The sequence below is a fragment of the Selenomonas sp. AB3002 genome, from assembly GCF_000702545.1.
GTDB classification, from domain to species: Bacteria; Bacillota; Negativicutes; order Selenomonadales; family Selenomonadaceae; genus Selenomonas_B; species Selenomonas_B ruminantium_A.
The window spans coordinates 701992-727746 of record NZ_JNIO01000002.1 but is presented as its reverse complement, the minus strand read 5'-3'; the positions used below and the strand labels follow the sequence as shown (position 1 = coordinate 727746).

18 protein-coding genes and 2 rRNA genes are annotated in these 25755 nt (G+C 54.4%); 19 read left to right on the top strand and 1 reads right to left on the bottom strand.

The window, feature by feature from the left end:
- Positions 1-146: 146 nt before the first annotated feature.
- Positions 147-614 carry a hypothetical protein gene (locus P159_RS20460; protein WP_185753590.1) on the bottom strand — a complete coding sequence of 156 codons (468 nt, stop codon included), beginning with the start codon at positions 612-614 and terminating at the stop codon, positions 147-149.
- 377 nt (positions 615-991) lie between these two features.
- Here P159_RS20460 and P159_RS0103605 point away from each other — a divergent pair, with 377 nt between their 5' ends.
- The 19 genes from P159_RS0103605 to P159_RS0103515 all read left to right on the top strand — a co-directional run bounded on the left by P159_RS0103605 (position 992) and on the right by P159_RS0103515 (position 25588).
- A complete protein-coding gene (locus P159_RS0103605; RefSeq protein WP_029541504.1) occupies positions 992-1594 on the top strand; it encodes an IS607 family transposase in 603 nt (200 codons plus the stop codon).
- Positions 1578-2840, top strand: a complete 1263-nt coding sequence (locus P159_RS0103600) for an RNA-guided endonuclease TnpB family protein (RefSeq protein WP_029541502.1) — start codon at positions 1578-1580, stop codon at positions 2838-2840. The genes P159_RS0103605 and P159_RS0103600 overlap by 17 nt, the downstream gene beginning before the upstream one ends.
- Positions 2841-2966: 126 nt before the next feature.
- Positions 2967-3749, top strand: coding sequence for a glutamate racemase (murI, locus tag P159_RS0103595; RefSeq protein ID WP_029541499.1), 783 nt, complete (start codon positions 2967-2969; stop codon positions 3747-3749).
- A 55-nt stretch (positions 3750-3804) separates the two neighbouring features.
- Entirely contained in the window at positions 3805-4233 is a 429-nt protein-coding gene (locus P159_RS0103590; RefSeq protein ID WP_029541496.1) for a thioesterase family protein, read from the top strand.
- A 3-nt stretch (positions 4234-4236) separates the two neighbouring features.
- Positions 4237-4782 (top strand): hypothetical protein, encoded by a 546-nt coding sequence (locus P159_RS0103585; protein WP_029541493.1) that lies wholly within the window; start codon positions 4237-4239, stop codon positions 4780-4782.
- Between the two features lie 13 nt (positions 4783-4795).
- A complete protein-coding gene (locus P159_RS0103580) occupies positions 4796-5458 on the top strand; it encodes a hypothetical protein (RefSeq protein WP_029541491.1) in 663 nt (220 codons plus the stop codon).
- Between the two features lie 63 nt (positions 5459-5521).
- Complete coding sequence (rph, locus tag P159_RS0103575; RefSeq protein WP_029541488.1) at positions 5522-6268, top strand: ribonuclease PH; 747 nt, start codon at positions 5522-5524, stop codon at positions 6266-6268.
- A gap of 173 nt (positions 6269-6441) precedes the next feature.
- Positions 6442-7047: an XTP/dITP diphosphatase gene (locus tag P159_RS0103570; protein ID WP_029541485.1), complete on the top strand. Its 606-nt coding sequence runs from the start codon at positions 6442-6444 to the stop codon at positions 7045-7047.
- A complete protein-coding gene (locus tag P159_RS0103565) occupies positions 7044-7562 on the top strand; it encodes a YfcE family phosphodiesterase (protein WP_029541482.1) in 519 nt (172 codons plus the stop codon). The genes P159_RS0103570 and P159_RS0103565 overlap by 4 nt, the downstream gene beginning before the upstream one ends.
- 245 nt (positions 7563-7807) lie before the next feature.
- Positions 7808-8650 carry a fumarate hydratase gene (locus tag P159_RS0103560; protein ID WP_029541480.1) on the top strand — a complete coding sequence of 281 codons (843 nt, stop codon included), beginning with the start codon at positions 7808-7810 and terminating at the stop codon, positions 8648-8650.
- Between the two features lie 18 nt (positions 8651-8668).
- A complete protein-coding gene (locus P159_RS0103555; protein ID WP_029541477.1) occupies positions 8669-9235 on the top strand; it encodes a Fe-S-containing hydro-lyase in 567 nt (188 codons plus the stop codon).
- Positions 9236-9345: 110 nt separating this feature from the next.
- Positions 9346-9972 carry a succinate dehydrogenase gene (locus P159_RS0103550; protein ID WP_029541474.1) on the top strand — a complete coding sequence of 209 codons (627 nt, stop codon included), beginning with the start codon at positions 9346-9348 and terminating at the stop codon, positions 9970-9972.
- A 12-nt stretch (positions 9973-9984) separates the two neighbouring features.
- Complete coding sequence (gene sdhA, locus P159_RS0103545) at positions 9985-11814, top strand: succinate dehydrogenase flavoprotein subunit (protein WP_029541473.1); 1830 nt, start codon at positions 9985-9987, stop codon at positions 11812-11814.
- Positions 11815-12001: 187 nt separating this feature from the next.
- Positions 12002-12754: a succinate dehydrogenase iron-sulfur subunit gene (sdhB, locus tag P159_RS0103540; protein ID WP_029541471.1), complete on the top strand. Its 753-nt coding sequence runs from the start codon at positions 12002-12004 to the stop codon at positions 12752-12754.
- A gap of 131 nt (positions 12755-12885) precedes the next feature.
- Positions 12886-14613: a GGDEF and EAL domain-containing protein gene (locus tag P159_RS0103535; protein WP_029541468.1), complete on the top strand. Its 1728-nt coding sequence runs from the start codon at positions 12886-12888 to the stop codon at positions 14611-14613.
- 364 nt (positions 14614-14977) lie between these two features.
- Positions 14978-15637, top strand: a complete 660-nt coding sequence (locus P159_RS0103530) for an SIMPL domain-containing protein (RefSeq protein WP_185753589.1) — start codon at positions 14978-14980, stop codon at positions 15635-15637.
- A 201-nt stretch (positions 15638-15838) separates the two neighbouring features.
- The gene (locus P159_RS0103525; protein ID WP_029541463.1) at positions 15839-20350 is read left to right on the top strand and encodes an AAA domain-containing protein; all 4512 of its coding nucleotides are present in this window, start codon (positions 15839-15841) and stop codon (positions 20348-20350) included.
- Between the two features lie 554 nt (positions 20351-20904).
- A 16S ribosomal RNA gene (locus P159_RS18305) occupies positions 20905-22467 on the top strand.
- 201 nt (positions 22468-22668) lie between these two features.
- Positions 22669-25588: ribosomal RNA gene (locus P159_RS0103515) — 23S ribosomal RNA — on the top strand.
- Together the 16S and 23S rRNA genes form the textbook arrangement of a ribosomal RNA operon.
- Positions 25589-25755 lie beyond the last annotated feature (167 nt).

Sequence of the window (25755 nt, the reverse complement as noted above, 5' to 3'; positions counted from 1 at the left end):
AAAAGCCTCCGGACTTCCGGAGGCTTCGTTTTTTGTATTCATGAATGAAACAGGCCGCGCAGTTTCCTGCACGGCCTGTTTCGCGTTTCGCTGTGGTTGTTGTAGTATGATGAAGTTGGTGTGTTGCACCTGTGGGGAGTTGTGCCTTACTTATGCTCAGGCTGGGTGACCTTCTGGCTGTCCTGAGGAGCTGCCTTCTGGCCGGCATCCTTTGCCTCAGCAGTCTTCTTGTCCTGGGGCACGGGGATTACCTTCACGTCAGGGGTCCTGGCCTGCTGGCCCTTGGCATCCTTGACGTCTTTGGCACCCTTAGCTTCCTTTACGTCCTTGGCGTCTTTGATGTCTTTGACATCCACATCCTTGACATCTTTAGCGTCTTTGACGTCCTTTATATCTTTCTGGTCTTTGCCGTCATAGTCACCCATCTGGTCAATCTGGATGACATCTTCCCTGGCGCCCAGCTTGTCTTTCTGGTCCTGCTTCAGCTGGGGAGCCGGCTGCTCGGCCTTGGGGAGCTCCTTCTGCTGGGGAACTGCTGCGTAAGTGGTGGCTGCTGCGCTGAAGGCGAATGCACCTATGGCAGCCATTGCGGTGAATTTTTTGAGATCGAACATATAACTCCTCCTTTTGTTTCCTGCGCCTTTGGGGCGCCTATCACGACTATCGCCTTGCTGACGATGATTTTATTATAAAGGGCGGTCCTTAGAGGAGTTTTAAAGGGCAATTAACTTTTGATTAAAAATTGATGTAAAGTGTATGAAAGGGATTGGCGGCTTGAACAATAGCAATCAAGCTGCTTTGACTTCCTTCCTATTAAGAGAATGTATTTTGCTATGGCAAATAACACTGATTTGAGTTATACTTAACGGGTTGTTAGTAAGTAAACTGCTTCCAAATTATATAGTGTAGTTATTTATTAAAAATGTTAAATTTCTGATTTATATTTTATATAACATATGGTATAATCAAGTCAAAGAAGGAGGATTGTACCATGTTAGCCAAAGATGTGCTTCGTGTTCTTGGAATAACACGTCCTACACTTACCAAGTATGTCAAAACTGGCATAATCCGAGTGACCGTCCTGCCCAATAAGCGATACGACTACAACGAAGAAGATGTATACGGCTTTCTGAACAAGGACATGAAGCGGAAAACTTTTATTTATGCCCGCGTATCAACAACCAAGCAGAAGCCAGACCTAGAGAATCAGATTTCTCTCCTGAAGCAGTTCTGCTTTTCCAATGGCTACACCATTTCAGGCATATATTCCGACATTGCCAGTGGAATCAGCTTTGAAAAGCGTAAAGACTTTTTTGAGATGCTGGATGAAGTGCTGGAAGGGCATGTGGAGAGAGTGGTCGTTACTTATAAGGACAGACTCTCCCGTGTAGGATTTGGACTTTTCCATCATTTGTTTCAGAAGTACAACTGTGAAATAGTGGTCATGAGCGAGGTTGGCTCCGTGGAACTGGACACCCAGGAGGTCTTTGAAGAAATTGTGAACCTCCTGCACTGCTACTCCATGAAGTTGTATTCCAGCCGCCGGAGGCTCAAGAAAATCAAGGAGGCGATTGACGATGTCGAAGAAGGCTGATGACTCGCTGACCAGAGCAGAGAAGCACTTCATTCGCTCATCCTCCCCTTGGTTTTCCATGATTGGAGATTTCTGCCACAAGGCCAAGAACCTTTATAATCACGGCAACTATCTTGTCCGCAGCAGGTTCATCAAAGATGAATATTGGACCAGGTACAAGGAGCTTGACCAAGTTCTAAAGCAGGATTTGGAATATCCCGACTACAGAGCCATGCCAACAGCCCAGTCTGCCCAGCAGGTGCTACGCTTGCTGGATAAGAACTGGAATTCTTTCTTTACTGCTATCAAAGACTGGAAACAGCACAAAGAAAAATACCTTGGTCGGCCCAAGCTGCCCAAATACAAAGAGAAAGACGGCAAATTCATCCTTGTTATGACAAACCAGAACTGCAAGCTGGAGAATGGCGAGATTCGTTTCCCTAAAACATTCAATGGTTTCAAAGTTAAGCCAGAATTTGTCAATAATCGAGATGATGGCAGGAAGTTTGATACCTTCCAGCAGGTAAGGTTCATCCCCCACGGTGCATACATTGTCATGGAAATTGTCTATACTATAAAGACCATGCCGCAAGTGGAGGACAACGGCAGATATGCGGGCATTGACATCGGCGTGGACAACCTACTGACAATGGCAACTAATACGGGTGCTGCACCGTTAATTGTAAACGGCAAAGTTCCCAAATCTGCAAACCAGTTCTATAATAAAGAGCTTGCCCACTGGAAAAGCGTCTGTATGATGACCTCTGGCAGATATTCTTCGGCACGAATCAACGGACTGACCGCCAAAAGGAACCGCCGCATAGACGATTACATGCACAAGGCAAGCAAACGGATAATCGAGGAGTGTGTCCGGCAGGACATCTCAACTATTGTCATAGGAAAGAATAAAGAATGGAAGCAGGAAAGCGGCCTGTCCAAACGAGTGAACCAGCATTTTGTCCAGCTGCCCTTTGCACGGCTAATCCAGATGATAGAGTACAAGGCTAAAGAGAAAGGCATAGCAGTCGTCCTCACTGAGGAGAGCTATACGAGCGGTACATCATTCCTGGATGGAGAAGAGCCAGTCAAGGAAAACTACGACAAGAGCAGACGAGTTCATCGTGGGCTTTTTAAGGCAAACGATGGCAGACTGATAAACGCTGATGTCAATGGTGCGTTCCAGATTTTGAGGAAAGTATTCCCGAATGTTTCGGCAGACGGGATAGAGGGCGTAGTGCTACGTCCAGTTGTAGTAGTTGCTGCGTAGACCGCTTGCTTGGTGAGGGCATGCCCTTACTTGGTTTGTCGAGAGTAGTTAATGAGCAATAAAGTTTATTAAAGACTTTAACATTATTTGTTAAGTTTGATTATAAACATAGCATGGAGGTTTTTCATGAAAATCGCAGTCTTTGATTCCGGCATTGGCGGCCTTTCTGTTCTTTATGAGGCCCGCAAGGCCCTGCCGCAGGAAGAGTTCGTCTTCTTTGCGGATGAAGATAATGTGCCCTATGGCACCAAGTCCAAAGAGGAAGTGCAGGCGCTGGTGGCAGATGCTTTTGACTTCCTGGTGGGCAAGGGGGTCAAGGCCATCGTGGTGGCCTGCAACACCGCCACCAGTGCAGCGGTGACGGAGATGCGCAGGCGTTATGACCTGCCCATCATCGGCATGGAGCCTGCTGCCAAGAAGGCGCTGGACATGGACGGGGAGCACAGGGTGCTGGTGGTGGCCACCCCCGTCACTGTGAAGGGCAACAAGATGAAGGTCCTCATTGAGCATGTGGACAAGCAGCATCTGGTGGACCTGCACCCCCTGCCCCGGCTGGTGGAGTATGCAGAAAGTCAGGAGTTCAATTCTCAGGCGGTGCTGGATTATCTGGCAAGAGAGCTTTCTGTCTATGACTTTTCCCAGTATTCTTCGCTGGTGCTTGGCTGCACGCATTTCAATTATTTCAAGGACACCTTCCGCGAGATACTGCCGGGGAATGTCTCTCTGGTGGATGGCAACGGGGGCACAGTGCGGGAGCTTATCCGCCGCTTGAAGGAGAGGAACCTTTTGGAGAAAAATGCTCCTTCCACTGAGTATTACTATTCAGGCCGCCGGGTGCAGGATAAGGAAGAACTGCACCGGCTGGAGAGCTACTTGCAGCGGCTGGGCCGGATGTATGCCTTAACTTGACTTTAAATGTCATTTGGTCTAAATTATATATGTTGTTTCTCGGGGAGGTATGGCTTTGGCTGTTTCTGTTGAATACAAGGTTAATTTCTTTGATACTGACGCCATGGCGGTGGTACATCATGCCAACTATATCCGCTGGTTCGAGATTGGCAGGGTGGCGTATTTGCGCCATTATGACCTGACTTTGGACGATATGATGGATGACGGCTATGTGTTCCCCATTACCAAGATTGATGCCAAGTATCTTTCTCCGGGGCGTTTTGATGATGTGCTCATCATCGAGACCAAGGCAACTGCACTTACCAAGGCCAAGATGGCCTTTGCTTACCGCATCCTGCGGAAAAGCACAGGCGAGGTGTTGGTTACCGGGCATTCACAGAATGTCTTCACCCACAGGGATACGGGAAAAATCACCCGCCTGCCCGACAAGTATTTTGAAATCTTTCAGCGGGCGATGGAAGATGAGGAAGCTAGGGAGGAATAAGTTTTGACGGTTTTGTATGTAATTCTCGGCCTGATAGTTCTGGCTGTGGTCTTTGTGCAGCTTTTTCTGGCTGTGGAAGGCAAGGAGAATGTCAAGGTCCACACCGGGGCAGCCTGGGAGCTGGACAGCAAAGATGAGAACAAACTGGTGCTGAAGAAGAGGCTGGTCTTTGCCAATGAGGGCAAGCAGTGTGCCACAATCATGGATGCCATCGCGCGTCCACAACTGCCTTATGAGCAGTATGACGGCATTGATGCACGGGGCAAGGCTGAGTTGGAGGGGGCACCACGCGAGGATGATTACTTCGAGGCTGTGCTTATCCAGCGCAAGGGCGAGGCGCCGGACAAGCTGGATATCTGGGCCAAGATTGCCCTGAGCCCCCGCAAGGGCCTTAGCCTGGAGGAAGCCCTGGCACACATGGTGGACATCGGCGTGGACTTCATCTGGATGGAGACGGGCCGTACACCCTGGAAATACAAGAAGGTGCGCCTGGAAATTACCGCTGAGGAAATTGCCCGGCTGGCAGGCGTGACATTGGTGAAGGATTAAGGAGGACACGGAAATGGCAGAAGAACTTGAACTGATCCCGGTGCCCACCCGCATCCTGACAGACAAGGACGATATTATTGAAGCTATTGAGCATTATACTGAAGGGAAGATTGGTCCCGATGATCTGGTCTGCAGCGCCGAGAGCGTGGTAGCCATCACCCAGGGCCGCTATGTGCGTCCGGAGGATTTGGAGATTTCCTGTCTGGCACAGCTTTGCTGCCGCTTCATTCCCGATTACGGCAGCCTGGCCAGCCCCCACGGCATGCAGAGCCTCATGAATGTGGAGGGCAAGTGGCGTGTGGCCTTTGCGCTGTTCGCAGGCTTCGTTGGCAAGATTTTTGGCCAGTCCGGCCTGTTCTACAAGTGGGGCGGGGAGCAGACGGCTATGATTGACGATGTGACGGGCACCATGCCTCCCTTCGACAAGTGCATTGTCTACGGTCCTGGGGACCCTTATGGCATGGCCCAGAAGATGAAGGACCGCCTGGGTTGCTTCGGCGCTATGATAGCAGATGTCAATGATTTGAAGCGTTCCCGCGTGGTAGGCGTGTCCTCCAATGTAAAGGGTGAGTTGGCAGCTCAGCTGCTCATAGACAATCCCTTCGGCAACGCTTCCCAGAAGACACCTATCTGCATTATCAAGAATTACAGACAGTATCAGGAGAAGAATAGCTGAGTCAGGCTTTTATATGATAAGGGACGCAAGTCCCTTATTTTCATATTACAAAAGGAGAACTATATGCCTAGAACAGACAGGCGCGGTGCGGGTGATCTGCGTCACTACCGCATGGAACGCCGCTTTCAGAAATACCCTGCTGGCTCGGTGCTCATAGAGATGGGCAATACCAAGGTCATCTGTGCTGCCAGCATTGAGGACCGCGTGCCTTTCTTCATGAAGGGCACCGGTGAGGGCTGGATCACGGCAGAGTATTCACTGCTGCCCAGTGCCACGGGCACCCGCAGTCCTCGTGAGGCCACCAAGGGAAAGCAGTCCGGCCGCACCCAGGAGATACAGCGCCTCATAGGCCGTGCCCTGCGCTCTGTGGTGGACACCAAGGCCCTGGGCGAGCGCACTATCATGATTGACTGCGATGTGATACAGGCAGATGGCGGCACCCGCACCGCTTCCATTACCGGAGCTTTCGTGGCTTTGGTGGAGGCCTGCTCCACCTTCTATCAGAAAGGGGGCATCTTCCCGGTGAAGGATTTCGTCTCCGCCATCAGCGTAGGCGTGAGCCATGAGGGGGAGCCTATCCTGGACCTCTGCTATGAGGAGGATTCCCAGGCCATTGTAGATATGAACGTGGTCATGACAGGGGAAGGCCGCTTCGTGGAGGTGCAGGGCACCGGTGAGGGCAGACCCTTCACCCATGAGGAGCTGAACGAGCTGCTGGCCCTGGGAGAGAAAGGCTGCCGCGAATTGATTTCCTATCAGAAAGATGTGCTTGGGGGGGAACTGGTTTGGCTGGTAGGACGTGAAGGGTAGATGTTACCTCCACCGCTTGCGGGGGAGGGGGACCGGCGAAGCCGGTGGAAGGGGGAATCGAAGCCGTAACGTTACCTCCGCCCCTTCCACCGCCTAGCGGCGGTCCCCCTTCCCCGTTTCACGGGGCAGGTAAGGTCGGCGATTAATGTTCCTGCTATCGAAGGAGGATTTTGGTGATTAAGATACTTATGGCTACAGGCAATCAGGGCAAGCTGCGCGAAATGCGCGAAATGCTTCAGGATTTGCCCGTAGAAATACTTTCCCTGAAAGATTTCCCGGAAATTCCCGAACCAATAGAGGATGGAACGACCTTTGAGGCGAATTCTCTTCTAAAGGCCCGTTACTATCGTGAGAAAACTGGCTGCGCTGCCATGGCGGACGATTCGGGACTTGAGGTAGAGGCTTTGGGGGGCGCCCCCGGGGTGCATTCGGCCCGCTTCTGCGGCCATCACGGGGACGATGAGGCCAACAATGCAAAGCTTCTGGCAGAGCTGGCGGCCAAAGGTGTGACTGAGTCCAGGGCTGCCTACCGCTGCGTGCTTGCCTTTGCCGGCCTTGACGGGGCGGAGCTCACAGCTTCCGGCAGCTGCGAAGGTGTGGTGAAGGAGCCCTGCAGGGGAGAGAATGGCTTTGGCTATGACCCCTACTTCTATGTGACGGAAGGGGAGCTTTCCGGGCGCACCATGGCAGAGCTGACTTTGGAGGAGAAGGGCACCATCAGCCACCGGGCCCGGGCTATGGAAAAGCTGAAGAAAATGCTGGAGGAAAGTGTCTTATGATCATAGGACTGGTAAGCGACAGCCACGGCAATACCGCCGCCATTGATATGATGCTGGCCATGCCGGGGATAAATGAAGTGGAATGCTGGCTTCATGCCGGGGATTTTGTGGTGGATGCGGAATACCTTGAGATGGCTTCCGGCAAGAAAGTCTACAAGGTAGCCGGCAATGGGGACTGGCCTCACAGCAAGGACCCGGAGGATTTGATGGTGGTACTGGAAGGATTCCATATCATGCTCACCCACGGCCATGAGCACGGGGTGCGCTATGGTACGGAGATTCTGGCGGAAAATGCTCTCAATATGGGAGCGGACATTGCTGTCTACGGTCATACCCATATCGCAGATATCAGCCCGGCAGGCAGTGACCGCCTCACCATCCTTAATCCGGGCAGCATCGGCCGGCCGCGGGATGATTCCTACGGTTCTTTCATGTTGTTGGAATTGGAGAAGGGCAGGGAGCCCCAGGTAAGGCTGCTCCGCCTTGAAGATACAGATGCCAGCATGCTTTACTGAGAGCAGTTTCTTAAAAAATACTCCTCATAAAGCAGGATTTTCCCAGGTTGAAATAGAATAAGCAGGTGATGTGGTAAGTATCGCATACCTGTGCCATCCCACCCGCGTAAAGGGAAGCGGAAAAGTGAATCCGCTTCAGTATTTTCGCGGGCTTCTCGCATTTGTGAATTGCTTGAAAACAAGGATAAAATGTGCTATTATGGAGCACGGATGTGTGATAAGTTGTATTTATGGGAGGGATTACTTTGCGAGAATTGGACGCAAAACAAATCACTGAAACCGTCGCACAGATGTGCAAGGAAGCAGCCTACTACCTGCCCCAGGATGTCTATGAAGGCCTCAAGCGCGGTCGCGAGACTGAGAAATCTCCCGTAGGCCAGAATGTGCTGGACCAGATCATCCGCAATGCAGAGATTGCAAGGGCAGAAGACAGGCCCTACTGCCAGGATACGGGCATGACCATTGTCTTCCTGAAGGTAGGACAGGACCTGCATATCACTGGCGGCAATCTGGAGGATGCCATCAACGAGGGTATCGCCAAGGGCTATACCGAGGGCTATCTCAGAAAATCAGTGGTGGCAGAGCCTCTCTTCAACCGCAAGAACACTCAGAATAATACGCCTGGTGTCATCTACACCGAGATTGTGCCCGGTGACAAGCTGGAGATCACTGTTGCTCCCAAGGGCTTCGGCTCTGAGAACAAGTCCGGCGTGAAGATGCTGGTACCTGCTGACGGCGTGGAAGGCGTAAAGAAGGCTGTCATGGACATCATCCTCCATGCCAGCATGAACCCCTGCCCGCCCATGGTGGTAGGCATCGGCATCGGCGGCACCATGGACCGTGCAGCCCTCCTGTCCAAGAAGGCACTCACCCGTTCCATCGACCAGCGCAACCCCATGCCTGAGTATGCCAAGCTGGAAGAGGAGCTTCTGGAGCTCATCAACCAGACGGGCATCGGCCCCCAGCTGGGCGGCACCACTTCCGCTCTGGCTGTGAACATCGAGTGGGGCCCCACTCACATCGCAGGCCTGCCGGTGGCAGTGACCATCTGCTGCCATGCTATGCGCCACAGCCACAAGGTACTTTGAGGAACGGGAGGAATAATAATGGCAGAACAGATTCGCATACAGACTCCGTTTACAGAGGAAATGTCCAGGAAGCTCAAAGCTGGTGATGCTGTGCTGATTTCCGGCACCATCATCGCTGCCCGCGACGCAGCCCACAAGGCCATGACCGAGGCTCTGGCCCGTGGGGAGGAGCTGCCCGTGGACTGGAAGGACCAGATGGTTTACTATCTCGGACCTACGCCGGCCAAGCCGGGTGACCCCATCGGTTCCTGCGGTCCCACCACTTCCGGCCGCATGGATGCCTACACTCCCACTATGCTGGATCAGGGCATCAAGGGCATGATCGGCAAGGGCTCCCGTTCCAAGGAAGTCATTGAGTCCATGAAGAAGAACGGCGTGACCTACTTCGCTGCCGTAGGCGGCGCAGCAGCCCTTATCGCCAAGTCTGTGAAGAAGTACGAAGTGCTGGCCTATCCGGAGCTGGGCCCTGAGGCCGTAGCCCGCCTGACGGTAGAGGATTTCCCTGCCATCGTGGTCATCGACTGCGAGGGCAATAGCCTCTATGAGACCAATCAGGCCAAGTATCGTACCCTGAAGGGTTATTGAGACATCTGAACTGGTGTAAGCGGTGTCCCTGCCGGTGCCTGACCGTTCCTCTGTGAGCGGTGGGGCGCCGGAGGTGGCGCCTTGGCATAATTATATTTAGGAGGTACAGAATGTTTCACACTACTTTTTATCTGCGCCGCCTGCACTCCATAGTTGGTTTGCTGGTGCTTGGCGGAGTCATCTTCGAGCACATTTTCACCAACTCGATGGCTCTGGGCGGTCCGAAAGCCTTGAATGGCGCTCTTGCTATGATGGAGCTCATTCCCCATCCTATTTTCCTGGGCATTGAAATCGGCGCTATCGCCGTGCCCCTGCTTTTCCATGCCCTGTACGGCATCTACATCTGCCTGCAGGCCAACAACAACCCTGGCCGCATGGGCTACATCCGCAACTGGCAGTTCGCCTTCCAGCGCTGGACGGCCTGGTTCCTGGTGGTCTTCCTGATCTGGCACGTGTTCTATCTCCGTGTCTTCACCAAGGGCATCACGGGCACGCCTATTTCTTATGAGCTCCTCCAGAGCTACTTCACCGGCAGCCCCATCGTGGCAGTTCTCTACATCATCGGCATGTTCGCTGCTATCTTCCACTTCTGCAACGGCATCACCACCTTCTGCATGACCTGGGGCATCGCCAAGGGTCCCCGCATCCAGAATGTGATCGGTGCTCTCAGCATGTGCCTCTGCGCGGCTCTGTGCCTCGTGACTCTGGCATTCATGGGCAGCTATTTCGTGATGTAAAGGAGAATATCAATGGCTAAAGCACCTGAAAATAAAATCATAGTCGTAGGCGGCGGTCTGTCCGGCCTTATGGCTACCATGAAAATCTGCGAAGGCGGCGGCAAGGTAGACCTGTTCTCCTACTGCCCCGTGAAGCGTTCCCACTCCCTCTGCGCTCAGGGCGGCATCAACGCCTGCATGGACACTAAGGGCGAGCATGACAGCATCTACGAGCACTTCGATGATACGGTTTACGGCGGCGACTTCCTGGCTGACCAGCTGGCTGTCAAGGGCATGGTTGAGGCAGCTCCGAAGCTCATCAAGATGTTTGACCGCATGGGCGTGCCCTTCACCCGCACTCCCGAGGGCGTGCTTGACCTCCGTAACTTCGGCGGCCAGAAGAACAAGCGCACCTGCTTCGCTGGCTCCACCACGGGCCAGCAGCTTCTCTATGCTCTGGACGAGCAGGTCCGTCATTGGGAAGTCAAGGGCAAGGTGACCAAGTATGAGTTCTGGGAATTCATCAAGGTCATCAAGAACAAGCAGGGTGTTGTCCGCGGCATCGTGGCGCAGAACATGAACTCCAACGAGATCGTGGCTTTCCCGGCTGACGTGGTCATCCTGGCTACCGGCGGCCCGGGCATGGTGTTCGGACGCTGCACCGCTTCCACTATCTGCAACGGCTCCGCTGTGACCTCTGTGTATAAGGATGGCGCACATCTGGCCAACCCTGAGTTTATCCAGATCCATCCCACGGCTATCCCCGGCCCCGACAAGAACCGTCTTATGTCCGAGGCTTGCCGCGGTGAGGGCGGACGTGTCTGGGTATGGCGTGACAACCCGGAGACCGGCGAGAAAGAGCGCTGGTACTTCCTGGAGGATATGTATCCGGCTTACGGCAACCTGGTGCCCCGCGACGTGGCATCCCGTGCCATCTACAAGGTCTGCGTCCACATGGGTCTCGGCATGCATGAGCCGAACCGCGTGTATCTCGACCTCTCCCATATCGATCGTGACTACCTCGAGCGCAAGCTGGGCGGCATCCTGGAGATGTACACTGACTTCGTGGGCAAGAGCCCGGCTGATGTGCCTATGGAGATCTTCCCCTCCGTCCACTATTCCATGGGCGGCATCTGGGTAGACCGCCTGCATCATACGAATATCCCCGGCCTCATGGCCTCCGGCGAGTGCGACTACCAGTATCACGGTGCAAACCGTCTGGGCGCAAACTCCCTGCTGTCCGCTACCTACTCCGGCACTGTTTCCGGCCCCGAGGCTCTGCGCTGGGCCCGCAGTGGCGAGCTGGGTGATCCCCTCACCGAGGCAGAGATGGAAGCAGCCCGCAAGGAGTGCGTAGCTGAGTTCGACAAGATCCGCAACATGAACGGCCCTGAGAACGCTCACAAGCTCCATCATGAGATGGGCGAGATCATGTACAAGTACGTGTCCATCGAGCGCGACAACATCGGCCTTGACCAGTGCCTCAAGGAGCTCAAGGAAATCCTCAAGCGCTGGGATAACATCGGTGTCACCGACCATGGCAACTGGGCTAACCAGGAAGCTATGTTCGTGCGCCAGCTCCGCAACATGATCCTCTATGCTATGGTGGTCACCAAGGGTGCCCGTTGCCGTGACGAGTCCCGCGGCGCACATGCCAAGATTGTCCTGGATGCGAATGGCAACCGTCAGACCGACGAGCAGGGCGAGCTGGTCTTCATGGGCCGCGACGATGAGCGCTTCATGAAGACCACCATCGTGGACTATGATCCGAAGACCGAGGAGCCCCAGGTTTCCTACATGGAATTCGATCATTCCCTTATCAAGCCCCGTGCCCGTAACTACGCTGTGGCTAAGAAAGAATAAGAAGGTTGATACTGACCGAGTGAGCCAGCCAGTATGACGAGATATTTTTTTGCCTGACAAGGAAACACGACGACGCATAGCGGTTGCTATGCGGAGGAGCGTTGACGCAGTAAGGCGGAAAAATAGCCGTCAGGCTGGCGGCGAATCCGGTCAGCATCAGCCTCTGCTCGAAGGAGGATTATAAGAAATGGCAGAACAGAAAATGGTCAGACTCATCATCGAGCGCCAGGACGGCCCGGAAAGCGCGCCGTATACCCAGGAATTCGATGTACCATACCGCCCCGGCCTCAACATGGTGGCCGCACTCATGGAAATCCAGAAGAACCCCGTCACCGTTGACGGCAAGCGCGTAGCTCCCGTAGTCTGGGAGTGCAACTGCCTGGAGAAAGTCTGCGGCGCCTGCATGATGGTCATCAACGGCATTCCCCGTCAGGCTTGCTGCTCCCTGGTGGACAACCTGCAGCAGCCCATCCATCTGGCACCGGCCCGTACCTTCCCGGTTATCCGCGACCTTCTCATTGACCGCTCCGTCATGTTCGAGAGCCTCAAGAAGATCCAGGGCTGGGTGGAAGTGGACGGCAGCTGGGACGTCAAGGACGCTCCCATCCAGAACCCCTACACCGCACAGACTGCTTATGAGATCTCTCACTGCATGACCTGCGGCTGCTGCCTGGAGGCCTGCCCCAATGTGGGACCCCAGTCCGACTTCATCGGACCTGCTCCTACGGTACAGGCTTACCTCTTCAACCTGCATCCCCTCGGAAAGTTCGACGCTCCGAAGCGCCTGAACGCCCTGATGGAGAAGGGCGGCATCACCAGCTGCGGCAACAGCCAGAACTGCGTGGAGGTCTGCCCCAAGCAGATCAAGCTGACCACTTACCTTGCTCAGCTGAACCGCGATGTGAACAAGCAGGCCCTGAAGAATATCTTCAACCACTAAGGCTTATTCCTTGCATAATGAACCCGCTTCTTTATAAGGAGCGGGTTTTTTCTTTTTCAGGCAGGAGAAAGGAGGGCCGGCCTTGAATGTATTAAAAAGCTGCAACTATAGAGAATAGTAGGATGATGACCATGAGAAAAATGAACAGGCTGCCGCTCAGCCCCAATCTAAAACGCTTCAAGTTCTTTTTTGACCTGCTGAAAAGGACCACTGACGACTACCTCTTTCTGGCAGATATGCAGGAAAACATGATGATGGTATCTCCGAACCTGGTGCAGGATTTTGAACTGCCCGGGGAAATTCTGGAGGATTTCAACCGTTGCTGGTTCGCGCTGATACACCCCGAGGAGCGGGAAAGCTATCGGAAATCCATCGAGACAGTCCTGCAGCACAAGTCACGGGAACATTTGCTGGAATACCGTGTGAAGAGCCGCAAGGATGGCTATGTGTGGATACGTTGCCGTGGCTGTGTTGGCCTTGACCGGGAGGGACGTCCCAGCATCTTCACCGGGGTCATGACCAGGCTGTCCCAGCGCAATCAGGCAGATGAGGTCACAGGCCTCCTGAACAAATACCAGTTTGAGCGGGCGGTGAAGTCTGCCCTTTCCTCCTACCGGTCCACCGGTGAAGGCGGTGCCATACTGGTCTTTGGTCTGGACAACTTCAAGATCATCAATGAAACCCACAACCGGGTGGTGGGAGACAGGGTGCTGAAAGAGGTGGCACGGCAGATAGAGGCCGTGCTGCCACAGGAACAGACCCTCTACAAGCTGGACGGGGATCAGTTTGCCATTGTCTGCCCGGGGGCAGAAGAAAAGGATGTGGCAGAGCTCTTTGCCACTATTCAGGGTTGTCTGGCTCATCCCTATACCGTGGATGGCCGCCAGTATTTCAATACGGTTTCTGCCGGCACTGTGCTCTATCCCCAGGGGGGGAAGGACTATCTGGTGCTGCACAAGCACGCCGAGGCCGCTATGGATCTGGCCAAGCAGGCGGGGAAGAACCGCAACTGCCTTTTCAGCAAGGAGCAGTACAATCGCTGGGTGCGCTCCATTACCATGCGGGATTCTCTCTGGGACTGCGTGGAAAATGACTGCGAGGGCTTCAGCCTCTTCTTCCAGCCCCAGGTGCGGGCCAGTGACAGGGAGCTTATCGGGGCAGAGTCCCTTCTGCGCTGGAGGAATCCCAAGGGCCGCATGGTAGCGCCTATGGAGTTCATCCCCATTCTGGAAGAAACCAAGCTGATTGTGCCTGTGGGCAAGTGGATTTTCCGGGAAGCCGTGCGAATCTGCAAGGAATGGCGCAAGGTGCGCCCCAATTTCCGCATTAGCGTGAACATGAGCTATGAGCAGGTGAAGGATCTTTCCTTCAAGAAATACGCTTTGGAGTGCCTGGAACGCTATGAACTGCCCACGGAGGCCATCGTACTGGAGCTGACGGAAAGCAAGATTGTGGCGGACTGGAGTTTTGTGAATCAGCAATTCGACGCCTTCCGCCAGGCGGGCATCAAGATTGCCATGGACGATTTCGGCACGGGCTATTCTTCCCTGGCTTCCTTCAAGAATCTTTCCTGCGATATCGTGAAGATTGATAGGGAGTTCGTGAAGAAGATCCTGGAGAATGATTTTGACAAGAAGCTGGTGGAGTATGTGGTGGCCCTCTGCCACAGCATGGGTATAGAGGCCTATATTGAAGGCGTGGAGGATATTGAGGAATACAAGCTGCTGACGGAGAAGTGCAAGGCAGATGCTATTCAGGGATATCTGTTTGGGCATCCGGAGAGCGAGGAGAATTTTGAGGAGAAGTTCCTCAAGGGGGATAAGTATCTGGAGCCTTGCTCGCCGCCGCAGTCACACTGATACTTTTGGGTATGGCTGATTTATAGAATTACCACGTATATTGTAGGCCTTACCTGTCCCGTGAAACGGGGAAGGGGGACCGGCGTAGCCGGTGGAAGGGGCGAGGAGGGTAAGAGACTTCGAAGGGTATAGACGACTGATCGTCTCCCCCTTCCACCACCTTCGGTGGTCCCACCTCCAGGGAGCCCACCGGGCTCCCGCGCTACGCGCCCCCCGCAAGCGGTGGAGGTAAGGCTGGCTATAAACGTAGCTCTCCTAAATGGAAAATTTACTGCTTGCAAGTATAAGTTATGGAGTGGAGATAATGACAAAACGAGTATTTATTTTTAGTTTATTAGCAGCAGTATTATTAGCAATAGCACCATTGCAATCAGTCTCTGCCATGGAAGGGCCGGGGCTTTCGGTGCAGGGGGCTGGGCAGGCTAAATTGGCTCCTGATCAGGCGGGGCTTAGCCTCAGTGTGATTACTGATGGCAGGTCGGCCCAGGAGGTGCAGTCGGAGAATGCCCGGAAGATGCAGGCTGTCACTGAGGCGGTGATGGCTCTGGGGGTGGAGGAGCGCTATATCAGGACCTCCAATATTTCCATGCAGCCCCAGTATGAATATAAGAATGGCGAGCGCAAGCTCAAGGGATATACGGCTGCCAACACCCTCAGGGTGGAGGTGAAGGACCTTTCCAAACTGGGCAGGATTATTGACCGGGCTTTGAATGCCGGAGCCAACAAGGTTGATTCCCTGGAGTTTGGCCTGCAGGCTCCCGAGCGTCTGGAGCAGATGGCCCTGAAAAATGCTGTGGCAGATGCCCGCAGCAAGGCTGAGGTCATTGCCGGCGCCCTGGGCAAGAGGATTGTGGGCCTTAGGCAGGTGTCAGAGGAGAACAGCGGCTATATGACCCGCAGCTACTCCATGTCCATGCTGGCAGCAGCCAAAGCAGATAATGAAATGGCAGTGGAGACGCCTGTCTCTCCGGGAGAACTGGAGCTTTCTGCTACGGTGCATATTGAGTTTATCTTGTCGGAGTAACTACTTTGTAAGCGGGATTTATAAAGCCTGCCCCGTTTACGGGGAAGGTGGCAGCCGTAGGCTGACGGAAGGGGGGCTAGGGGTCGTGCAATGCGACTTCGAGGCCCCCCTTCCACCGCTGACGCGGTCCCCCTCCCCCGTAAACGGGGGAGGTAAACGTACTATTTTACCTACTCTAATACATAAAAGGAGCTGCAGGCTGTGGATAATCAGAAGAAGATGCTGAAATTACTGGACTATTTGCGGCAGGTGGGCAATCTGCGCCAGAAGCTCGTGAAGAACTTGCAGGATGAGGACTGGTGTCTGGAATTTGGTTCCTTGCCCATGGATCCCAAGCGTATTCATCTTTATAGCCCGGAAGATGAACTGCCTCCCGGAGCTCCCGAGGGGCTGATTTTTGAGGTGGAAAAGCCGGAGTTTACCCCCTGTCCGGAGCTGCCCTTTGACCTGATTGGCTGGGTGAGGACACCTGACTGGAAGAACTTCGAGGTGACGGAAATCGAGGTGCGGGACGAGCGCAGCAGGAACGACCCGCGGCTGGGGGAAATCATCGAGCGCTTTGTGGATTCCGGAGTGCGTCTGGCTGCCTTTGAGGACTGGAAGCGCCACAGGAGTCTCTGGCGGGCTGGGGAAATGGTAAAGAGCCGCACCCAGAAGCTATTCATGTCCCTCTACGGCCTCTATGACAGGCTGCGGCAGGACCCTGAGGGGCTGGAACTGGTGGTGGGCAATGCCTGCTTCCTGAACGGCCTGGATACAGAGATAGAGCACCCCATGCTGCTGAAAAAAGTGCGCCTTGTCTACGACAAGCGGGGCAAGATGCAGGTGGTGGACGGCGAGAGCGCCACGGAGCTTTATACTGAGCTCTTTCAGGACCTGCCGGGCATCAAGGGGGAAGGAGTCAGGGAGTTTGCTGCCTGGATGGACGAGAAGGGCATCCACCCCCTGTCCGGGAAGCTCAAGGAGTTCTTTGACAGCACGGCCCCCATTCTTACGCCTAACTGCCGTTGGGCGGCTCAGCGCTTTGAGCTGCTGCCTACGGACTGGTATCTGATCTATCCCCGTCCCTGCCTCTACCTGCGCCGCCATAATGCGGGTCTGTCCAAGGCCATTGCGGCCATTGCGGAACAAATCGAGGTGGGCGGCGAGATTCCCCAGGCCATGCTGGAAATCGTGGACCCAGAGTTCAAACCCACCAAGGTCATCCTGCCGGAGCCTGAAGGGGAACAGCTGCTCTCTGATGCCAGGGGCGAGGCGGCAGACATCCTGCTTACCAAGCCTGCCAACGCAGAGCAGCTCTCCATCGCCAGAGAGATAGAGCAGGCTCCTGCCGTGGTGGTGCAGGGGCCTCCCGGCACGGGCAAGACCCATACCATCGCCAACCTTTTGGGGCATTTCCTGGCTCAGGGGCAGCACGTACTGGTGACCTCTGCCACCAGCAAGGCCCTGTCAGTGCTCAAGGACAAGCTGCCGGAAGGTCTGCAGAACCTCTGTGTTTCCCTGCTGGAGGGAGCCCGTGCGGATATGGAAAAGTCCGTGGCGGGCATCTGCGAGATGATGTCCCGGGAAACATCCGGGGAAATGCGCCAGAAAGCAGATGACCTCTCCAAGCGCCGTGATACAGTGCTGAAGAAACTGAATGGCAAGCGCCGCACTTTGGAAGAGGTGCGTCAGCTGGAAGCCAAGCGTGACTACTTCAACCTGGGGGGCAAGGCCTGGTCCCTTTCCCGCATGGCAGATTATCTGCATATACATGAGGAGCTGGCCGGGCGCCTGCCGCTGCCTTTGGTGCGGGGGCGGGATTTCCCTTTGGAGAGGAATGAACTGGAGGAACTCTACCTGCTGAACAGCGAGTTTGACGCAGAAAGCCTCTGCGAGCTCAGGGAGGAACTGCCGGATGTGTTCTCCCTGCTGCCCCCTGCCAGGGCCGGCGAGCTGTTGGAGCGGGAGCAGCGGATCATCAGGAATGAGAAAGAGCTTTTGGCAGCACTGCCCCAGGCAGTCATCGACCACAAGGAGGAGCTCCTCTGCGAAGGCCGCCGGGTGGTGGGAGAGGATTTGGTGCCGGATTTCCTGAAGCAGGCTCAGATCTATCTGGATTCTTTGGACTTGAAAAGATTATCTGTGCCCTGGGCCAGGGCCGCTGTGCTGGCCGGCAGCCAGGGTGGTGCCCGCCGGGAAGTCTGGGAGATGCTGGGCCGTGATATCGAGCGGGTGCAGCAGCTGAAATCCCAGTATATCAAGATGTTCTTTGGCCATGACTTCAAGTACACCTTGAATTTGCCTTTGGATAAGGCTCTGATTCAATCTTTGGCAGAGCTGGCGGAAATATTTGACGTCAGCGGCAAGCTGCCTTGGTGGACGAAGATGCGCCGTTCAGACCTCACCAAGGTACAGCAGGGCTTTCTCATAGATGGCAAGCCCCTGGGAAGCCGTCTGGACTGCCAGATGGCTATGCAGTACGTGTCCCTCCATGAGGCGAGAACTCAGCTCTCCCGGGAGTGGGAGCAGCTGCTGGTGCCTTTGGGCATGGATTCCTATGACGATATGGCGGCAGGTGAGGAGGATCTGGACGACCTCTGCCAGGCCCGCTGGCAGGAGTTCAAGTCCCTGCTGGACTGGCGGGAGGATACTATGCTGGAAATTCGCCGCCAGTGCGAGCAGGCGGGCATCATCTGGGACAATATCTGCATCAAGGGGGAGTTCCTGACCCCTGCCACTGCCCTGGACAAGGAGCTGGACTGGCTGCAGGAAGACCTGCCCCGCTGGTTGAAGCTGGTGCACCTTTCCTACGTGGAGCGCCGCTCAGACAGAGCCCTGGACAAGCTTTGGGACATCCTGAAGGATGCCACGGGCAAGGTATCAGAGGAACTCAGGAAAGCTGTGTCCAAAGGGGACAGCGCCCTCTACGAGGAAGCCTATAACCGCCTCAGGCACTATCAGGAAGTCAAGCCGCGCTGCCGCAGGCGGCAGGAACTGCTGGGCCGTTTGGCAGAGAGCGCTCCACACTGGGCAGAGCAGCTGGAAAATCAGGTGGGGTTGAAACTGGAGGCGCCGCAGGAGGCAGTGGCGGCCTGGACTTATGAGCAGCTGAAAATGGAAATGGATGCAGCCCCCAGGGTGAATGTGGCGCGGGTGGCTGCCGAGGTCAGGGACCTGACGGCAGAGCTGCAGGAAGTCACCACCCAGCTGGCCGAGGCCCTGGCTTGGTATCAGCTGCTGGAGAAAGTCGAGGGCACGGGACTGCAGGCCAGCCTTATGGGCTGGAGCAAGGCCGTGAAGAAGCTGGGCAAGGGCACGGGCAAGTATGCCGCCCGCCATCTGCGGGAGGCGAGAGCCTGCATGCTGGAGGCCCAGAGGGCGGTGCCCGCCTGGATCATGCCCCTTTCCCGGGTGTGGCAGAACCTGCCTGCTGATGCGCCTAAATTTGACCTGATCATCATTGATGAGGCCAGTCAGGCAGATATCCTGTCCCTGCCCCTCCTGTATTTCGGCAAGCGGGTGATCATCGTGGGTGATGACCAGCAGGTGAGTCCGGCTGATATCGGCGTGCAGGCAGAGGATATTCTCTCCCTGCAGTCTGCCACCATAGAGGGAGTCATTGACCATGCTTCCCTCTATACGCTTGATACTTCTATTTATGACCTGGCCCAGATGCACTTCCAGGCCCGGCTGCTTTCCGAGCACTTCCGTTCTGTGCCGGAAATCGTCGGCTACAGCAACAAGCTCTGCTATGATGGCCGCATCCGTCCCCTCAGAGAAGGTGTTTCTTCTCCGTTCATGCCTCTGATTGACTGGCAGGTGCCAGGGGAAAGGGAAGAGGGCACCAAGAAGAATCCCTGCGAAGCAGAGGAAATCGTGTCCTTGCTGGCGGCCTGCCTGGAGCAGCCTGAGTACGAGGGCAAGACCTTCGGCGCCATCTCCCTGTTGGGTGAGGAGCAGTCACGTCTTATCCGGGAACTGGCGGCGGAGAAAATCGGCATTACCGCGCTGGAGGACTGCGGCTTTATCGCAGGCAGTCCTGCCCAGTTCCAGGGGGATGAAAGGGATGTCATCTTCCTTTCGCTGGTGGACAGCGCTTCCGGGGAGGAACAGCTGCGGCTCCTGGGGGAAGGCCGGGGGGCGGACAATGTGAAGCGCTATAACGTTGCCGTCAGCCGCAGCCGTGACCAGCTCTGGGCAGTGCACTCCATGTCGCTGGAATCCCTCAAGTCAAATGACCTGCGCCGGGGGCTCCTGGAATACATCAGGGAAAATGCTGCTGCCAAGCCTCAGGAAAGCGCCCGGGAACTCAGCTCCTTGGAAGTTGCTGTGGGCAGGGCGCTGGAATTGGCCGGCTTTGAAGTTTACAACAACTGGCAGACCGGCAGCGGTCAGCTGGGGCTGGTGGTGGCCGGTAAGGGCAGGCTGGTGGCTATCGACTGCCAGGGCGAGCACTGGTATGCAGGAAATGAAGAGATTGTGGAAGAACAGCGCCAGCAGGCTGTGCTCATGCGCCTGGGCTGGACCTTCCTGCGGGTGCGGGGCAGCGAATGGTACGCGGCCCCGGACAAGGTACTGGCAAGGCTGCAAGGTTATCTCCAGGCCATGGGCATAGAGCCAATGGCTGGAGAGAAAGAACCTGCCAGCGCTTTGCGGCTGGGACTGATGCAGCGGGTCACGGAACGTGCCGAGGCTATCAGGGCTTCCTGGCAGCAGACGGAAGAAGCATAACTATAAGCCTTCCCCTCAAGGGGAAGGTTTTTTTATAACGAGTACAAGATGTCCCCCACTTCTATAAGTGGGGGCGGTAACTTACTAACAGGCGGCGAGTTAATATCTCCCGCCTCGTTGAAAGGCCAAGAGGAAGTTTTGCCTTCGGCAAAACTGGAACAATGGCCTTATAAAAAAATCAAAAATAAGTGTTGACAGGTGAACTGAAGGCGTGTATTATAATACAAGTCGCCGACAGACAGCACCGACAAGGAGCTGCTGAAGGGATGATATCTCAGAAAAACATCAAAAAGAATTTAAAAAAGTTCTTGACAGGATGAAGATAATGAGATATGATATAGAAGCTGATTCGCGAGAACATCCTAAAGGTTCTGATAACGATGAGGCGAAGTTGTTCCTTGAAAACTAAACAATGCAAAATGAATCATGCAACATGATTCAAGCCAGATGTTAGTCAAACCTTTTGGTTTGAAATAAAACATCGATTGGTATGAACAACATAGCAATCGGCAATTTCTTTAACAAATGAGAGCTTGATTAAGTTCTTCAATACTTTATTGGAGAGTTTGATCCTGGCTCAGGACGAACGCTGGCGGCGTGCTTAACACATGCAAGTCGAACGGGACTGATTGAAAGCTTGCTTTTGAAAAGTCTAGTGGCAAACGGGTGAGTAACGCGTAGGCAACCTGCCTCTAAGATGGGGACAACAGTCCGAAAGGACTGCTAATACCGAATGTTGTGAGTTTTCCGCATGGGAAGCTCATTAAAGATGGCCTCTACTTGTAAGCTATCACTTAGAGATGGGCCTGCGTCTGATTAGCTAGTTGGCGGGGTAACGGCCCACCAAGGCGACGATCAGTAGCCGGTCTGAGAGGATGAACGGCCACATTGGGACTGAGACACGGCCCAGACTCCTACGGGAGGCAGCAGTGGGGAATCTTCCGCAATGGGCGAAAGCCTGACGGAGCAACGCCGCGTGAGTGAAGAAGGTCTTCGGATCGTAAAGCTCTGTCGAAGGGGACGAACGTGGGTTCTATCAACAACGGAACCTAATGACGGTACCTTTCAAGAAAGCCACGGCTAACTACGTGCCAGCAGCCGCGGTAATACGTAGGTGGCAAGCGTTGTCCGGAATCATTGGGCGTAAAGGGAGCGCAGGCGGGAAATCAAGTCCATCTTAAAAGTTCGGGGCTCAACCCCGTGATGGGATGGAAACTGGTTTTCTTGAGTGCAGGAGAGGAAAGCGGAATTCCTAGTGTAGCGGTGAAATGCGTAGATATTAGGAGGAACACCAGTGGCGAAGGCGGCTTTCTGGACTGTAACTGACGCTGAGGCTCGAAAGCGTGGGGAGCGAACAGGATTAGATACCCTGGTAGTCCACGCCGTAAACGATGAGTGCTAGGTGTAGGAGGTATCGACCCCTCCTGTGCCGGAGTTAACGCAATAAGCACTCCGCCTGGGGAGTACGGTCGCAAGACTGAAACTCAAAGGAATTGACGGGGGCCCGCACAAGCGGTGGAGTATGTGGTTTAATTCGACGCAACGCGAAGAACCTTACCAGGGCTTGACATTGAGTGAAAGGGCTAGAGATAGCTCCCTCTCTTCGGAGACACGAAAACAGGTGGTGCATGGCTGTCGTCAGCTCGTGTCGTGAGATGTTGGGTTAAGTCCCGCAACGAGCGCAACCCCTATCATTTGTTGCCAGCACGTTAAGGTGGGAACTCAAATGAGACTGCCGCGGACAACGCGGAGGAAGGCGGGGATGACGTCAAGTCATCATGCCCCTTATGTCCTGGGCTACACACGTACTACAATGGGACGGACAGAGAGCAGCGAACCCGCGAGGGCAAGCGAACCCCATAAACCGTCTCCCAGTTCGGATTGCAGGCTGCAACCCGCCTGCATGAAGTCGGAATCGCTAGTAATCGCTGGTCAGCATACAGCGGTGAATACGTTCCCGGGCCTTGTACACACCGCCCGTCACACCACGGAAGTCATTCACACCCGAAGCCGGTGGGTTAACCGCAAGGAAACAGCCGTCTAAGGTGGGGGCGATGACTGGGGTGAAGTCGTAACAAGGTAGCCGTATCGGAAGGTGCGGCTGGATCACCTCCTTTCTAAGGATTATTCCTAGGTCGTTAGCATCTGGTTTTGCATTGTCTAGTTTTGAAGGTACAACACCTTCTAATTGATCTTTGAAAACTACACAGAAGAATGAAATGTATCAATTTCAACCAAGGTAACAATTGGTTTGAACGAACATTTTAGGATTCAAAAGCATAGACATCTGAAACAGATGAACTTAGTTGCTTATTTTAAGTTAAGCTACCAAGGGCATATGGTGGATGCCTAGGCGTTCCGAGTCGATGAAGGACGCGATAAGCTGCGATAAGCCAGGACGAGCCGCAAGTAGGCTTTGACTCCTGGATCTCCGAATGGGGCAACCCGATACGAGTCATGTCGTATTACCTACGCTAGGCGTAGGGGACACACCTGGTGAACTGAAACATCTAAGTAGCCAGAGGAAAAGTAATCAAAAGAGATTCCCCCAGTAGCGGCGAGCGAAAAGGGAAGAGCCCAAACCGGGAGACTTCGGTCACCCGGGGTTGTGGACCGGCATCAAGGGAAGAATTTCTAGCTGAAGCTTCTGGGAAGGAGCGGCACAGAAGGTGAAACCCCCGTAAGTGAAAGAGATTCCAACGGGCCGGTATCCAGAGTACCACGAGACACGTGAAACCTTGTGGGAAGCAGGGTGGACCACCATCCAAGGCAAAATACTACGGAACGACCGATAGCGCATAGTACCGTGAGGGAAAGGTGAAAAGGACCCCGGGAGGGGAGTGAAATAGAACCTGAAACCGTATGTCTACAAGCAGTCGAAGCACTTTATATGTGCGACGGCGTGCCTATTGAAGAATGAACCGGCGAGTTAATCTATGTGGCAAGGTTAAGCGGAAGACGCGGAGCCGAAGCGAAAGCGAGTCTTAACAGGGCGCAAGTCACATGGATTAGACCCGAAACCACAGTGATCTATGCATGGCCAGGTTGAAGCTCAGGTAAAAATGAGTGGAGGACCGAACCCGTGAGTGTTGAAAAACTTTGGGATGAGCTGTGCATAGGGGTGAAATGCCAATCGAACGTGGAGATAGCTGGTTCTCCCCGAAATAGCTTTAGGGCTAGCCTCAGGCGACACATACAGACGGTAGAGCACTGATCGGACGCGGGTCTGTAATGGATACCAACTCCAGTCAAACTGCGAATGGCTGTATGAGAAGAACCTGGGAGTCAGAGTGCGAGTGATAAGACCCGTACTCAAGAGGGAAACAGCCCAGACCGCCGACTAAGGTCCCCAATGCTGTACTAAGTGGAAAAGGATGTAGGACTTCATAAACAACCAGGATGTTGGCTCAGAAGCAGCCACCATTCAAAGAGTGCGTAATAGCTCACTGGTCGAGAGGCCCTGCGCCGAAAATATCCGGGGCTCAAGTACAGAACCGAAGTCGCGGCAGACGCAAGTCTGGGTAGGGGAGCGTTCCAAGGGCGTTGAAGGTTGACCGCAAGGACAGCTGGAGCGCTTGGAAGTGAGAATGCTGGTATGAGTAGCGAAACGGTCAGTGAGAATCTGACCCACCGAAAGCCTAAGGGATCCTGGGCAACGCTCGTCGTCCCAGGGTAAGTCGGGACCTAAGCCGAGGCAGCAAGCATAGGCGATGGACAACAGGCAAAAATTCCTGTACCGCATGGAACCGTTTGAGGATGGAGTGACGCAGCAAGGAGCTTGAGCCGGCGATTGGAAATGCCGGTCGAAGGCGGTAGGCTGGTGAGGAGGCAAATCCCCTCACTGCAAGGCCGAGAACCGATAGATAGGGATTCCTTCGGGATGAACAAATTCAAGCGTACTACACTGCCGAGAAAAGCTTCTAACGAGGTGAAATGCGCCCGTACCAAAACCGACACAGGTAGGCGGGGAGAGAATCCTAAGGTGCGCGGGAGAACCCTCGTTAAGGAACTCGGCAAAATGCATCCGTAACTTCGGGAGAAGGATGGCCGGAGCTGGTGAAGTGGCTAGCCCATGGAGCTGGAGCCGGCGACAGAAGAGAAGCCCAAGCGACTGTTTACCACAAACACAGGTGCCTGCTAAAGAGAAATCTGACGTATAGGTGCTGACACCTGCCCGGTGCTGGAAGGTTAAGAGGAAGGGTCAGGCGCAAGCTGAAGCTCTGAATTGAAGCCCCAGTAAACGGCGGCCGTAACTATAACGGTCCTAAGGTAGCGAAATTCCTTGTCGGGTAAGTTCCGACCCGCACGAAAGGTGTAACGATTTGGGCACTGTCTCAACGAGGGACCCGGTGAAATTGAAATACCTGTGAAGATGCAGGTTACCCGCGACTGGACAGAAAGACCCCATGGAGCTTTACTGCAGCCTGACATTGATTTTTGGCATGTAACGTACAGGATAGCTGGGAGACGGAGAACCCTGATCGCCAGATTAGGGGGAGTCATTGTTGGGATACCAGCCTTTGCGTGTTAGGAATCTAACTCCGGGATTAACAAAACCGAGGACAGTATCAGGTGGGCAGTTTGACTGGGGCGGTCGCCTCCGAAAGAGTAACGGAGGCGTCCAAAGGTTCCCTCAGCGCGGACAGAAATCGCGCGAAGAGTATAAAGGCAGAAGGGAGCTTGACTGCGAGACATACAGGTCGAGCAGGTACGAAAGTAGGGCTTAGTGATCCGGTGGAATGAGAGTGGAATTGCCATCGCTCAACGGATAAAAGCTACCCTGGGGATAACAGGCTAATCTCTCCCAAGAGTCCATATCGACGGGGAGGTTTGGCACCTCGATGTCGGCTCATCACATCCTGGGGCTGAAGCAGGTCCCAAGGGTTGGGCTGTTCGCCCATTAAAGTGGTACGTGAGCTGGGTTCAGAACGTCGTGAGACAGTTCGGTCCATATCCATCGCGGGCGCAAGATACATGAGGGAGACTGCTCCTAGTACGAGAGGACCGGAGTGGACGGACCGCCGGTGAACCAGTCATGCCGCCAGGTGTGCAGCTGGGCAGCTGCGTCCGGAAGGGATAAACGCTGAAAGCATCTAAGCGTGAAGCCCGTCCCGAGATGAAGTATCTCATAGCATAAGCTAGTAAGACACCTTGAAGAAGACAAGGTTGATAGGGTAGGTGTGGAAGCTCCGTGAGGAGTGAAGCTAACTACTACTAATATGTCGAGGGCTTAACTTAAGCAGAGAGCACGGTTTGAAGGAGCGAAGCGACGCGCAAAGCGTAGCGAATCGCTTATGCAAAATTCACGAAGTGAATTTTACGATCCGACAAAACTTAGCTCGCAAAGCACAAGAGGCCTAGAGTGTTCAATACAAATTATTCTTCTGTATAGTTTTGAAAGAGCA

Coding starts and splice junctions, on each gene's coding strand:
- P159_RS20460 (WP_185753590.1), bottom strand. CDS start 614: ATGTTCGATCTCAAAAAATTCACCGCAATGGCTGCCATAGGTGCATTC.
- P159_RS0103605 (WP_029541504.1), top strand. CDS start 992: ATGTTAGCCAAAGATGTGCTTCGTGTTCTTGGAATAACACGTCCTACA.
- P159_RS0103600 (WP_029541502.1), top strand. CDS start 1,578: ATGTCGAAGAAGGCTGATGACTCGCTGACCAGAGCAGAGAAGCACTTC.
- murI (WP_029541499.1), top strand. CDS start 2,967: ATGAAAATCGCAGTCTTTGATTCCGGCATTGGCGGCCTTTCTGTTCTT.
- P159_RS0103580 (WP_029541491.1), top strand. CDS start 4,796: ATGGCAGAAGAACTTGAACTGATCCCGGTGCCCACCCGCATCCTGACA.
- rph (WP_029541488.1), top strand. CDS start 5,522: ATGCCTAGAACAGACAGGCGCGGTGCGGGTGATCTGCGTCACTACCGC.
- P159_RS0103565 (WP_029541482.1), top strand. CDS start 7,044: ATGATCATAGGACTGGTAAGCGACAGCCACGGCAATACCGCCGCCATT.
- P159_RS0103555 (WP_029541477.1), top strand. CDS start 8,669: ATGGCAGAACAGATTCGCATACAGACTCCGTTTACAGAGGAAATGTCC.
- P159_RS0103550 (WP_029541474.1), top strand. CDS start 9,346: ATGTTTCACACTACTTTTTATCTGCGCCGCCTGCACTCCATAGTTGGT.
- sdhA (WP_029541473.1), top strand. CDS start 9,985: ATGGCTAAAGCACCTGAAAATAAAATCATAGTCGTAGGCGGCGGTCTG.
- sdhB (WP_029541471.1), top strand. CDS start 12,002: ATGGCAGAACAGAAAATGGTCAGACTCATCATCGAGCGCCAGGACGGC.
- P159_RS0103535 (WP_029541468.1), top strand. CDS start 12,886: ATGAGAAAAATGAACAGGCTGCCGCTCAGCCCCAATCTAAAACGCTTC.